The sequence below is a fragment of the Paraburkholderia sp. MM5496-R1 genome, from assembly GCF_050436205.1.
GTDB classification, from domain to species: domain Bacteria; phylum Pseudomonadota; class Gammaproteobacteria; order Burkholderiales; family Burkholderiaceae; genus Paraburkholderia; species Paraburkholderia tuberum.
Genome location: NZ_JBNDLT010000002.1, coordinates 3354469 through 3367066, shown reverse-complemented (window position 1 = coordinate 3367066; position 12598 = coordinate 3354469). Strand labels below are relative to the sequence as shown.

General features: G+C 63.4%; 10 protein-coding genes. 7 read left to right on the top strand and 3 right to left on the bottom strand.

Annotated elements, in window-relative coordinates; translation table 11 throughout:
- Positions 1-121 precede the first annotated feature (121 nt).
- The 5 genes from ileS to dut all read left to right on the top strand — a co-directional run bounded on the left by ileS (position 122) and on the right by dut (position 6418).
- Positions 122-2959, top strand: coding sequence for an isoleucine--tRNA ligase (gene ileS / locus OKW38_RS22640; protein WP_429363126.1), 2838 nt, complete (start codon positions 122-124; stop codon positions 2957-2959).
- Positions 2959-3465, top strand: coding sequence for a signal peptidase II (lspA, locus tag OKW38_RS22635; protein ID WP_429335214.1), 507 nt, complete (start codon positions 2959-2961; stop codon positions 3463-3465). The genes ileS and lspA overlap by 1 nt, the downstream gene beginning before the upstream one ends.
- A gap of 124 nt (positions 3466-3589) precedes the next feature.
- Positions 3590-4807: a bifunctional phosphopantothenoylcysteine decarboxylase/phosphopantothenate--cysteine ligase CoaBC gene (gene coaBC / locus OKW38_RS22630; RefSeq protein WP_429363124.1), complete on the top strand. Its 1218-nt coding sequence runs from the start codon at positions 3590-3592 to the stop codon at positions 4805-4807.
- A gap of 81 nt (positions 4808-4888) precedes the next feature.
- Positions 4889-5905 (top strand): LLM class flavin-dependent oxidoreductase, encoded by a 1017-nt coding sequence (locus OKW38_RS22625; protein ID WP_090801576.1) that lies wholly within the window; start codon positions 4889-4891, stop codon positions 5903-5905.
- Between the two features lie 66 nt (positions 5906-5971).
- Positions 5972-6418: a dUTP diphosphatase gene (dut, locus tag OKW38_RS22620; RefSeq protein WP_429335217.1), complete on the top strand. Its 447-nt coding sequence runs from the start codon at positions 5972-5974 to the stop codon at positions 6416-6418.
- A 143-nt stretch (positions 6419-6561) separates the two neighbouring features.
- Here dut and clpA read toward each other — a convergent pair whose 3' ends face one another.
- The gene (gene clpA, locus OKW38_RS22615; protein WP_090801577.1) at positions 6562-8859 is read right to left on the bottom strand and encodes an ATP-dependent Clp protease ATP-binding subunit ClpA; all 2298 of its coding nucleotides are present in this window, start codon (positions 8857-8859) and stop codon (positions 6562-6564) included.
- Positions 8856-9170: an ATP-dependent Clp protease adapter ClpS gene (gene clpS / locus OKW38_RS22610; protein ID WP_008919570.1), complete on the bottom strand. Its 315-nt coding sequence runs from the start codon at positions 9168-9170 to the stop codon at positions 8856-8858. Before clpS ends, clpA begins: the two co-directional genes overlap by 4 nt.
- Before the next feature lie 555 nt (positions 9171-9725).
- Here clpS and OKW38_RS22605 point away from each other — a divergent pair.
- Positions 9726-9932 carry a cold-shock protein gene (locus tag OKW38_RS22605; protein ID WP_007180614.1) on the top strand — a complete coding sequence of 69 codons (207 nt, stop codon included), beginning with the start codon at positions 9726-9728 and terminating at the stop codon, positions 9930-9932.
- A gap of 181 nt (positions 9933-10113) precedes the next feature.
- Here the strand turns inward: OKW38_RS22605 and icd are convergent, their stop codons facing one another.
- A complete protein-coding gene (icd, locus tag OKW38_RS22600) occupies positions 10114-11370 on the bottom strand; it encodes an NADP-dependent isocitrate dehydrogenase (protein ID WP_090801579.1) in 1257 nt (418 codons plus the stop codon).
- Between the two features lie 261 nt (positions 11371-11631).
- On the opposite strand from icd, the gene OKW38_RS22595 reads away from it, so the two are divergent.
- Positions 11632-12201, top strand: a complete 570-nt coding sequence (locus OKW38_RS22595; protein WP_429363122.1) for a pseudouridine synthase — start codon at positions 11632-11634, stop codon at positions 12199-12201.
- Positions 12202-12598: the final 397 nt, after the last annotated feature.

The window sequence follows — 12598 nt, the reverse complement described above, 5'->3', positions numbered from 1 at the left end:
GCGCATCGAAGGGCGTCCGTGCTTCACGCGGAGCCGCCTGCCGGGCGCGTCCCACGCTCCTCGCGCAGCGCGCAATCCGCGCGCCGCTACGCATAGAAACGAATTCACCGCCACCCACATCATGAGCAACAAGAAAGCTGATTCGAAACCGCAGTCCCGCTACCCGGTCAACCTGCTCGACACACCGTTCCCGATGCGCGGCGACCTGCCCAAGCGCGAGCCGCAATGGGTCAAGGACTGGCAGGAACGCAAGGTGTACGACAAGATCCGCGCCGCCTCCAGGGGCCGCACGAAGTTCATCCTGCACGACGGCCCGCCGTATGCGAACGGCGACATCCACCTCGGTCACGCGGTGAACAAAATCCTGAAGGACATGATCGTCAAGGCGCGCAATCTGGCGGGCTTCGACGCGGTCTACGTGCCGGGCTGGGACTGTCACGGCATGCCGATCGAAATCCAGATCGAAAAGCAGTTCGGCAAGTCGCTGCCGGCGGCCGAAGTGATGCAGAAGGCGCGCGCCTACGCGACCGAGCAGATCGAGAAGCAGAAGGCGGGCTTCCGCCGTCTGGGCGTGCTCGGCGACTGGGACAATCCGTACAAGACGATGAACTTCGCGAATGAAGCCGGCGAAATCCGCGCGCTCGCGAAGATCATGGAAAAGGGCTACGTATTCCGCGGCCTGAAGCCGGTCAACTGGTGTTTCGACTGCGGCTCGGCCCTCGCCGAAGCGGAAGTCGAGTACAAGGACAAGACCGATCCGACCATCGACGTGCTGTTCAGCTTCGCCGAACCAGAGAAGACCGCGCAGGCGTTCGGACTCGCCGCGCTGCCGCGCAACGAAGGCGGCATCGTGATCTGGACTACCACGCCGTGGACCATCCCCGCCAACCAGGCGCTGAACCTGCATCCGGAACTCGTCTACGCGCTCGTCGACACGCCGCGCGGCCTGCTGATCCTCGCTGAGGAACGCGTCGAGGCGTGCCTGAAGCTGTACGGCCTCGAAGGCACGGTCGTCGCGACGACGCCGGGCGAAAAGCTCGTGAACCTGCGCTTCAACCACCCGCTCGCGTCCGCGCATCCGGGCTACAAGCGCACCGCGCCGATCTACCTCGGCGACTACGTAACGACCGAAACCGGCACCGGCATCGTGCACTCGTCGCCGGCGTACGGCGTGGAAGACTTCGTGTCGTGCAAGGCGCACGGCATGGCCGACTCGGACATCATCAACCCGGTGATGGGCGACGGCCGCTACATCGAATCGCTCGCGCTGTTCGGCGGCCTGTCGATCTGGGCTGCCAATCCGCAGATCGTCGAGGCGCTGCAAGGCGCCGGCTCGCTGCTGCGCACCGAGAAGTACACGCACAGCTACATGCACTGCTGGCGCCACAAGACGCCGATCATCTACCGCGCCACTTCGCAGTGGTTCGCCGGCATGGACGTGAAGCCGAACGACGGCGACAGGACGCTGCGCGAGACCGCACTCGAAGGCATCGAGAACACGGCGTTCTATCCGTCGTGGGGCAAGCAGCGCCTCTTCAGCATGATCGCGAACCGCCCGGACTGGACGCTGTCGCGGCAGCGCCAGTGGGGCGTGCCGATGGCGTTCTTCGTGCACAAGGAAACCGGCGAGCTGCATCCGCGCACGCTGGAGTTGCTCGAACAGGTCGCGCAGCGCATCGAGAAGGAAGGCATCGAGGCATGGCAGACGGTCGATCCGCGAGAGCTGATCGGCGAGGACGCCAACCTGTACGAAAAGAACCGCGACACGCTCGACGTGTGGTTCGATTCAGGCACCACGCACTGGCACGTGCTGCGCGGCTCGCACAAGGACGAGCTGCAGTTTCCGGCCGACCTGTACCTCGAAGGCTCGGACCAGCATCGCGGCTGGTTCCATTCGTCGCTGTTGACCGCGTCGATGCTCGACGGCCGCCCGCCCTACAACGCGCTGCTCACGCACGGCTTCACCGTCGACGGCGAAGGCCGCAAGATGAGCAAGTCGCTCGGCAACGGCATCGATCCGCATGAAGTCGCAAATCGCCTCGGCGCGGAAATCATCCGCCTGTGGATCGCGTCGACCGACTACTCGGGCGAGCTCGCGATCTCCGAGGAAATCCTGAAGCGCGTGACGGAAGGCTATCGCCGCATCCGCAATACGCTGCGCTTCCTGCTCGCGAACCTGTCGGACTTCGACTTCGCGCAGCACGCGCGTCCGGTCGAAGACTGGCTCGAAATCGACCGTTACGCGGTGACGCTGTCGGCGAATCTGCAGAACGACATCCTCGCGCACTACGAGAAGTACGAGTTCCACCCGGTCGTCGCCAAGTTGCAGACGTTCTGCTCGGAAGACCTGGGCGGCTTCTACCTCGACGTGCTGAAGGACCGCCTCTACACGAGCGCGGCGGATTCGGTCGCCCGCCGCTCGGCGCAGACCGCGCTCTACCACATCGCGCACGGGCTGCTGCGCGTGATGGCCCCGTTCCTGTCGTTCACCGCGGAAGAAGCGTGGAAGGTGTTCCAGCCCAATAGCGAAACGATCTTCACCGAGACGTACCACGCGTACCCGGCCGTGCCGGACGCGGGCGCGCTGCTCGACAAGTGGACGTTGCTGCGCGCGGTGCGCGGCGACGTGACCAAGGCGCTCGAAGAGGCGCGGGTCGCTGACCTGATCGGCTCGTCGCTGCAGGCGGAAGTCGAAATCCGCGCGAGCGGCGCGCGTTACGACGCACTCGCGAGCCTCGGCGACGACCTGAAGTTCGTGCTGATCACGTCGGCGGCGAACGTCGTCAAGGTCGACAGCGAAGCCGATGAAGGCGTCGAAGTGATCGCGTCGAAGTACCTGAAGTGCGAGCGCTGCTGGCACTATCGCGCGGACGTCGGCGCGAACGCCGAGCATCCGTCGCTGTGCGGCCGCTGCTTCAGCAACCTGTTCGGCAGTGGCGAATCGAGGAGCGCGGCATAATGGCGAGAACCATGTCGAAAACGCGCACCGGAAGCAGTTCGCTCGCACCCTGGCTCGGCATCGCGCTGATCGTCATCCTGTTCGACCAGCTGACGAAAATCGCCGTGCGCAAGGTGTTCGCCTACGGTGTGCCGCACGAGGTCACGCCGTTCTTCAACCTTATTCTCGTGTTCAACCGCGGCGCCGCGTTCAGCTTCCTCGCGATGGCGGGCGGCTGGCAGCGCTGGGCGTTCACCGCGCTCGGCGTGGTCGCGGCGCTCGTGATCTGCTATCTGCTCAAGCGGCATAGCGGGCAGAAAATGTTCTGCACGGCGCTCGCGCTGATTCTCGGCGGCGCGCTCGGCAATGTGATCGACCGGCTCGCGTACGGCCACGTGATCGACTTCCTCGATTTCCACGTGGGCGGCTGGCACTGGCCGGCGTTCAATCTCGCCGACAGCGCGATCACGATCGGCGCGATCCTGCTCCTGATCGACGAGCTGCGACGGGTACGCGGCACACGCTAACGTCGCCGACGTGATGCACGGTCGCGGCTGCGCGAGCCGTGCCTCAGGTCCGGTTCGAAGCGCGCGGCGACGACGGGCAACGCCCTCGCGCCGCCGCGCGATCACGCTTTGTCGGAGGCTTTCGTTGGCAACCGCAGAACTCGCAGGCAAACACCTCGTCCTCGGCATGACGGGCGGCATCGCCTGCTACAAGATCGCCGAACTCACGCGTCTGCTGACCAAGGCAGGCGCGACCGCGCAGGTCGTCATGACCGAAGCGGCCACCCAGTTCATCACCCCCGTCACGATGCAGGCGCTGTCGGGGCGGCCGGTCTTCACGAGCCAGTGGGACGGTCGCGTGCCGAACAACATGGCGCACATCGATCTATCGCGCGAAGCCGATGCGATCGTGATCGCGCCGGCGTCGACCGACTTCCTCGCCAAGCTCGCGCACGGCATGGCCGACGATCTGCTGTCGACGCTGTGCATCGCACGCGACTGCCCGCTGCTCGTCGTGCCGGCGATGAACCGGCAGATGTGGCAGAACCCGGCCACGCAACGCAACGTCGCGCAACTGCGCGCGGACGGCGTCGAGGTGCTCGGCCCCGATTCGGGCCCGCAGGCCTGCGGCGAAATCGGCGATGGGCGCATGCTCGAAGCGGCCGCGACCTACGAGGCGGTCGCGTCGTTCTTCGCGCCGAAAATCCTGTCCGGCCGGCGCGTGCTGCTGACCGCCGGGCCGACCTTCGAACCGCTCGACCCGGTGCGCGGCATCACCAATCGTTCGAGCGGCAAGATGGGCTTCGCGCTCGCGCGCGCCGCGCAGCAGGCCGGCGCCGACGTGCATCTGGTGGCCGGTCCGGTCGCGCTGGAAACGCCGTGGGGCGTCTTGCGCGAGGACGTGCAGACCGCGCAGCAGATGCACGACGCGGTGATGCGCGCGGTCGCGGAGGCGGACATTTTCATCGGCGTCGCGGCGGTGGCCGACTGGCGCGTCGACCACGTCAGCGATCAGAAGATCAAGAAGACCGCCGAGCACGCGCTGCCGAGCTTTTCATTCGTCGAGAATCCAGACATCCTCGCCGCGGTCGCCGGGCTGCCGAAGCCGCCGTTCGCGGTCGGCTTCGCCGCCGAAAGCGACAACCTCGAAGTCCACGGCGAGGAAAAGCGCGCGCGCAAGAACGTGCCGCTGCTGATCGGCAATCTGGGGCCGCAAACGTTCGGGCTCGACGACAACGAAGTGATTCTGTTCGAAGCAGGCCGCGCGACGAAGCTGCCACGCGCCGACAAGCAGACGCTGGCGCGCGCGCTGATCGCGGAAATCGCGAAGCGTCTGCCGCCCGGCATCAGTCCGGTTGGCTGAACGAGCGAGCAGCAGTGGGCCCGTGTGGCCCTGCCATCTTTGCCCGGTTAGCCGACCGGAATCACCTGGAGCACTACTGCCATGACGCTACTCTCCGTGCTCGATCAAACACCGGTGATCGCCGGCCATTCGGTGGCGGACGCGATCGCCGCGACCGTCGAACTCGCGCAACTCGCCGACGACCTCGGCTACACGCGCTACTGGTGCGCCGAGCACCACGGCCTGCGCGGCGTGTCGAATCCCTGCCCTGAAGTGATGCTGGCGCGCCTCGGCAGCGTGACCAAACGCATTCGCATCGGCTCGGGCGGCATCATGCTGCCGTACTACAGCCCGTTCAAGGTCGCCGAGCAGTTCATGATGCTCGAGGCGCTGTTTCCGAATCGCGTCGATCTCGGCGTCGGACGCGCGCCGGGCGGCGACATGCGCACCGCGCAGGCAGTCGCCGCCGGCGCTTACAATCGCGGCGAGCATTTTCCGCAGCAGGTCGCCGAGTTGCTCGGCCTCATGCACGGCGCGCTGCCCGACGATCATCTCGCGCAGGGCGTGCTGCTGCAGCCGCAGATCGATACGCGCCCGCAGCTGTGGATGCTAGGCTCGAGCGACTTCGGCGGTTTGCTCGCGGCGCAGCTCGGCATCCGCTTTTCGTTCGCGCATTTCATCAACGCGCATTTCGGCAAACAGGTCGCGCTGGCGTATCGCGAGCGCTTCCAGCCTGGCAAAGACGCGTCGCGGCCGTATCTGGCGGCCGCGGTCTTCGTGATCTGCGCGGATACCGAGCAGGAAGCCGCGGACCTCGAAAAAGCCGTTGATCTACGTCGCGTGCAGATGGCGTATGGTCTGAACGAACCGATACCCTCGATCGAGCAAGGCATCGCGCAGGAATATGGCGAGCGCGAACAGCTCGTGATCGACCGCGAAAAGCCGCGCAGCATCATCGGCACGCCTGAGCGCGTGACCGAACGGCTCACGGATTTACAGCAGCAGTTCCAGGCCGACGAGCTGATGGTGCTGACCGTCGCCGGCAGCTATCGTGCGCGCTTGCGCTCCTACGAACTGCTCGCCGACGCGTTTCAGCTCGGCTCGAACCAGGCGGCTTGATCGCAAAGGCGTTGCCAGTCAGCCGCGTGCCCCTTCACCAATCTCACCCCCAACTATCGAACCTGAATGAAACTCGACCTGAAGATTCTCGATCAGCGCATGCGCGAACAGCTCCCCGCTTACGCGACGACCGGTAGCGCCGGCCTCGATCTGCGCGCCTGCCTCAACGAACCGCTGACGCTGAAACCCGGCGAAACCGCGCTGGTGCCGACCGGACTCGCGATCCACGTCGGCGACCCCGGTTATGCGGCGTTGATTCTGCCGCGCTCGGGTCTCGGCCATAAGCATGGGATCGTGCTCGGCAATCTGGTCGGCCTGATCGATTCCGATTACCAGGGCCAACTGATGATCTCGACGTGGAATCGCGGCGAGACGACATTCGTGCTGAATCCGATGGAACGCCTCGCTCAACTGGTGATCGTGCCCGTCGTGCAGGCCGGGTTCAATATCGTCGATGACTTCGAGGAAAGCGTGCGCGGCGCGGGCGGGTTTGGTAGCACCGGCAAGCATTGATCGATTGCTGCGACGCGGCGGCTGGCGCCTTCGGCGAGCGCCGTGAGAAAAAACCAGAGCATAAAAAAACGGCGCGGGATAAAACCCGCGCCGTTCTGCCTTTGGTGTCCGGCCAGCTCAACGCCACGTCGGCCTGACTGACATCACTCGACTTCCACCGCCTCCGGATTCGGATTGCGCGGCGCCGGATGCTCGTCGAAGGTCAACTGCACCTTGTCGTCGGCATCGACGTCGACCGTCACGCGGCCGCCGTTCATCAGCTTGCCGAACAGCAGCTCGTCGGCGAGTGCGCGACGGATCGTGTCCTGGATCAGGCGCTGCATTGGCCGCGCGCCCATCAGCGGATCGAAACCGTGCTTCGCCAGATGCTTGCGCAGCGCATCGGTGAACAGCGCATCGACCTTCTTCTCATGCAGCTGATCTTCCAGCTGCATCAGGAATTTGTCGACCACGCGCATGATGATTTCCTCATCGAGCGAACGGAAGCTGATCGTCGCGTCCAGACGGTTGCGGAACTCCGGCGTGAACATGCGCTTGATGTCGACCATCTCGTCGCCCGCCTCGCGGCGGTTCGTGAAGCCGATCACCGACTTGCCCATCGCCTCGGCGCCCGCGTTCGTCGTCATGATGATGATGACGTTGCGGAAGTCCGCCTTCCGCCCGTTGTTGTCCGTCAGCGTGCCATGGTCCATCACCTGCAGCAGCACGTTGAAGATGTCCGGATGCGCCTTTTCGATTTCGTCGAGCAGCAGCACGCAGTGCGGCTTCTTCGTGATCGCCTCGGTCAGCAGGCCACCCTGGTCGAAACCGACGTAGCCCGGCGGCGCGCCAATCAGCCGGCTCACCGCGTGACGCTCCATGTACTCCGACATGTCGAAGCGGATCAGCTCGATGCCGAGCGTGAACGCGAGCTGCTTCGCGACCTCGGTCTTGCCGACGCCGGTCGGACCCGAGAACAGGAATGCGCCGATCGGCTTGTCGAGCTTGCCGAGGCCCGCGCGCGCCATCTTGATCGCGGCCGACAGCGCATCGATAGCCGGATCTTGACCGAACACGACGCTCTTCAGATCGCGGTCGAGCGTCTGCAGCTTGCTGCGATCGTCCTGCGACACGCTTTGCGCCGGCACGCGCGCGATCTTCGAGATGATTTCCTCGATCTCGTTCTTGCCGATCGTCTTCTTCTGCTTCGACTTCGGCAGAATGCGCTGCGCCGCGCCCGCTTCGTCGATCACGTCGATCGCCTTGTCCGGCAAATGACGATCGGTGATGAAGCGCGCCGACAGCTCAGCCGCCGCCGACAGCGCACCCGACGAATACTTGACGCCGTGGTGCTCTTCGAAGCGCGATTTCAGCCCGCGCAGGATCGCGACCGTCTGCTCGACGGTCGGCTCGGTCACGTCGATCTTCTGGAAACGACGCGACAGCGCCGCGTCCTTTTCGAAGATGCCGCGATATTCGGTGAAGGTGGTTGCCCCGATGCACTTCAGCGTGCCCGACGAGAGCGCCGGTTTCAGCAGGTTCGACGCGTCCAGCGTGCCGCCCGACGCGGCGCCCGCGCCGATCAGCGTATGGATTTCGTCGATGAAGAGAATGGCGTGCGGACGCTCCTTCAGTTCCTTCAGCACCGTCTTCAGACGCTGCTCGAAGTCGCCGCGATACTTGGTGCCCGCGAGCAGCGCGCCCATGTCGAGCGAATACACCTGGGCATCGGCCAGGATGTCCGGCACTTCGCCGCGCGTGATGCGCCATGCGAGCCCTTCGGCGATCGCGGTCTTGCCGACACCGGCCTCGCCGACCAGCAGCGGATTGTTCTTGCGGCGGCGACACAGCACCTGCACCACACGCTCGACTTCCGACTCACGTCCGATCAGTGGATCGATGCGGCCGTCCTTCGCCATCTGGTTCAGGTTCTGCGTGAACTGGGCGAGCGGCGTTTCCTTCTGCGCGGCTGCTTCGTCGGACTCGGCATTCGCATCGCTCGCCTTCGCGGCGTCCGAACTGCTCGTCTTGGCGATGCCGTGCGAGATGAAATTGACTACGTCCAGACGCGTGACGCCCTGCTGCTGCAGGTAGTACACCGCATGCGAGTCCTTCTCGCCGAAGATCGCGACCAGCACGTTCGCGCCGGTCACTTCCTTCTTGCCGTTCGAGGTGGACTGCACATGCATGATCGCGCGCTGGATCACACGCTGGAAACCGAGCGTGGGCTGCGTGTCGACGTCGTCCGTGCCCGGCACGGTCGGCGTGTTGTCATGAATGAAGTTGCGCAGGTTCTGGCGCAGATCCTCGATATTGGCCGCGCATGCGCGCAGTACCTCTGCCGCCGTCGGGTTATCCAACAGCGCGAGCAAAAGATGCTCGACCGTTATGAACTCGTGCCTTGCCTGGCGCGCTTCCATGAACGCCATATGCAGGCTGACTTCCAGTTCCTGGGCAATCATGCTTCCTCCATCACACACTGCAGCGGATGCCCGGCCTGCCGTGCGTGGGTAACGACTTGCTCGACTTTGGTCGACGCGATGTCCCGCGTATAGACCCCACAAACTCCCCTGCCCTCGCGATGCACCTTCAACATGACCTGCGTTGCGGTTTCACGATCCTTATTGAAATATTCCTGCACGATCATCACGACAAATTCCATCGGCGTGAAGTCGTCATTCAGCAGCACCACCTTGTACATGGATGGCGGCTTGAGTTTCTGCTCCTGCCGCTCCAGTACGGTGCCGTCCTGCTTGTCCGGGATAATCGCCATACACCCATTCTAAACAACTAGGACAGGCCCGCAATCCTGTCAGAACCCGGCCGCCCGGCCGATGAGCCCGTTCGCTGCCACCCGGCGGTCACGACGCTGTCATGTTCGGCCTGGCCTGCGCGTTTTCGACGGGCCGATTGCGGTGCCGGCCCCGATCCTGTCATGCGCGGCGCGTGCTGCACCGCGGTCGGATCGAGTATCGCACAACCTGCCGGTACTGGCTGCGAGCGCTCGCCGCGCTGGGCGTCGGCGCCGCGGGCACAGTCAGCATGTGAGTGGATTATGCGACTTTTCAAGCCACGCCGCTTGCGCCACCGCACATACGGAAGCGGTAAAAACCCTGGAAAGCGGCCTGTTTGCAACGCGACAACGACGTCTCAAAATTTTCTTGACACTCGAATAAAGAGCCCCAACAATCAAGCTGGCACTTTTTTCACCAAGCCATAATCTCGAAAAAATGCCGATGGTGAGCTTGTGAGGAGGGAACGACTGCCTCGCGTGGTCGTGGCTTTTCGAGGGCTCGTGGTAGTGACATGAGTTACAGGGGAAGTTGGAATGGCAACTGGTACGGTCAAATGGTTTAACGACGCAAAGGGTTTCGGATTCATCACGCCTGACGAGGGCGGCGAGGATCTGTTTGCACACTTCTCGGCCATCCAGATGAATGGCTTCAAGACGCTGAAGGAAGGCCAGAAGGTCACCTTCGAAGTCGTGCAAGGCCCGAAAGGCAAGCAGGCATCGAACATTCAGGCGCCAGCCTGAAACGTTTCGATACCCGTCCTTTTTGAAACCCGGCTCCGCGCCGGGTTTCTTTTTTGCGGCAGCTTTCTATTGCAGCGGATTTTCCGGCCGGAAAGCCGCGCGAAAATTCCGGGTAAAAAATACCCCGGCCGTTTGCTGGCGCCGGGGGTTTTATGCGAAACGGATAATCCCGGCGCGTCAATTACATATTTTCGATCATCACTTGCCCAAATGCCGAGCACGACACCTGGGTCGCGCCTTCCATCAGGCGGGCAAAATCGTAAGTAACGCGCTTTTGCAGGATCGATTTTTCCATCGAGCTGATTATCAGATCCGCCGCCTCGAACCAGCCCAGGTGGCGCAGCATCATTTCCGCTGACAGGATTTCCGAGCCGGGATTCACGTAATCCTTGCCCGCGTATTTCGGCGCCGTGCCGTGCGTCGCTTCGAACATCGCAACCGAATCCGACAGGTTCGCGCCCGGCGCGATTCCGATGCCGCCGACCTGCGCGGCGAGCGCGTCCGAGATGTAGTCGCCGTTCAGGTTCAGCGTGGCGATCACGTCGTATTCGGCCGGGCGCAGCAGGATCTGCTGCAGGAACGCGTCGGCAATCACGTCCTTCACGACGACGTCGCCGCCGGTCTTCGGATTCCTGACTTTCATCCAGGGACCGCCGTCGATCAGCTCCGCGTTGAACTCCTTCTGCGCGAGCGCGTAGCCGTAGTCGCGAAACGCGCCTTCGGTGTACTTCATGATGTTGCCCTTGTGCACCAGTGTGACCGAGCGGCGTTCATTGTCGATCGCGTACTGGATCGCCTTGCGCACCAGACGCTCGGTACCTTCGCGCGACACCGGCTTGATGCCGATACCCGACGAATCCGGAAAGCGGATCTTCTTCACGCCCATTTCTTCGCGCAAGAACTTGATGATCTTCTTCGCCTGTTCGGATTCAGCTGGCCATTCGATGCCCGCGTAGATGTCTTCCGAGTTCTCGCGGAAGATCACCATGTTGGTCTTCTCGGGCTCGCGCACCGGCGACGGCACGCCCTTCAAATATCGCACCGGGCGCAGGCACACATAGAGGTCCAGTTCCTGGCGCAACGCGACGTTCAGCGAGCGGATGCCGCCCCCGACTGGCGTGGTGAGCGGCCCCTTGATCGACACGATGTATTCCTTGACCGCCTGCAGCGTTTCGTCCGGCAGCCATACATCCGGGCCGTACACCCGGGTCGCCTTCTCGCCCGCGTAGATTTCCATCCAGTGGATTTTCTTCTTGCCGCCGTACGCCTTTTCGACCGCCGCATCCACGACCTTGAGCATGACCGGCGTGATATCCAGACCAGTGCCGTCGCCTTCGATGTACGGGATGATCGGCTCGTCGGAAACGTTGAGCGAGAAGTCGGCGTTGACGGTGATCTTATCGCCACCTGTCGGAATCTTGATGTGCTGATACGGCATGATCGGACTCCAGTGAAAGCTGTGCAAAAGCTGATGGGAGACTGCGAAAGAGACGCCCTCGCCGCGCAATGCCGAACCGCCGCGAGCGGCCTGGCCGCTATTCTAGCCCACGTCCCACGCGCGACGCGGCCGCCCCTCGCTCCGGGTTTTCCAACATAGACGGCCTCTCGAACGCGCCACGCTCCTCTATAAGATAGAAGAATCTGCGTCCCGGTTTATGCATTATCATCGCGCCGTATCGCTCTGCCGTATCGCTCTCCTATGCGCCTTCTCGCCCTCAACAAGCCGTTCGGCACCATCTGTCAATTTTCGCCACACGAGACGCGGACGTCGCTTGCCGACTGGGTCAGGCTACCCGGCGTGTATCCGGCCGGCCGGCTCGACTCCGATAGCGAAGGCCTGCTGCTGCTCACCGACGACGGCGCGCTGCAGGCGCGCATCGCCGAGCCGCGTCACAAGCTCGTCAAACGCTATTGGGCGCAAGTCGAAGGCGCGCTCGACGACGCCGCGTTGAAAAAGCTCGCGCGCGGCGTCGATCTCGGCGACTACGTGACACGCCCATGTCAGGCGACCTATGTTGAACCGTCCAGCTCGCTGTGGGCGCGCACGCCGCCGATCCGCTATCGCGCCGCGATCCCGACCACATGGATCGAGCTGTCGATCACCGAAGGCAAGAACCGTCAGGTGCGTCGCATGACGGCGGCGGTGGGTTTTCCGACGTTGCGTCTCGTGCGCGTCGGCATCGGTGCGCTTGACATTTTTTCACTCGGACTGCAACCCGGACAGAGCACCGAGTTGCGAGCGAACGCGCCATGGGATGGCGTCGCCTGAACATGATTTGACGATTGTTCGTTCATCGCCGCAACACCGCCTGCCGAACTCACGCACACGCGAATCAGCCTGCACGTGCTCACTCCAAAGCCGTTTCACGGCTGTGACAATCAAGCTAACCCGTTGTAGCAGCACGCAAAATAATGCGTGAAACGCAGGCCCGAAATGCGTGAAACAAGTGGGCTCGCCGCGAGCCTGCGCCACGCGGTTTGAGCGCGTGTCATCACGATCAAAATTTCCGCGCAATTCGCGTCAACCGCCGTGCAACTCCACGCGTTATCCGACGCAGATGCCGCCGAAGCTATCCGGCATTCAGCCTTAAAGACATTTGCATACGCCGTTTTCGCGGCGAGTACGAAGGTCCGAACGCTAGCAGACGCGTCGAAAAATTTGTTCG

What these genes read in the sequence shown, in the direction of transcription:
- ileS (WP_429363126.1), top strand. Translation starts at nt 122, where the DNA reads ATGAGCAACAAGAAAGCTGATTCGAAACCGCAGTCCCGCTACCCGGTC.
- lspA (WP_429335214.1), top strand. Translation starts at nt 2,959, where the DNA reads ATGGCGAGAACCATGTCGAAAACGCGCACCGGAAGCAGTTCGCTCGCA.
- OKW38_RS22625 (WP_090801576.1), top strand. Translation starts at nt 4,889, where the DNA reads ATGACGCTACTCTCCGTGCTCGATCAAACACCGGTGATCGCCGGCCAT.
- dut (WP_429335217.1), top strand. Translation starts at nt 5,972, where the DNA reads ATGAAACTCGACCTGAAGATTCTCGATCAGCGCATGCGCGAACAGCTC.
- clpA (WP_090801577.1), bottom strand. Translation starts at nt 8,859, where the DNA reads ATGATTGCCCAGGAACTGGAAGTCAGCCTGCATATGGCGTTCATGGAA.
- clpS (WP_008919570.1), bottom strand. Translation starts at nt 9,170, where the DNA reads ATGGCGATTATCCCGGACAAGCAGGACGGCACCGTACTGGAGCGGCAG.
- OKW38_RS22605 (WP_007180614.1), top strand. Translation starts at nt 9,726, where the DNA reads ATGGCAACTGGTACGGTCAAATGGTTTAACGACGCAAAGGGTTTCGGA.
- icd (WP_090801579.1), bottom strand. Translation starts at nt 11,370, where the DNA reads ATGCCGTATCAGCACATCAAGATTCCGACAGGTGGCGATAAGATCACC.
- OKW38_RS22595 (WP_429363122.1), top strand. Translation starts at nt 11,632, where the DNA reads ATGCGCCTTCTCGCCCTCAACAAGCCGTTCGGCACCATCTGTCAATTT.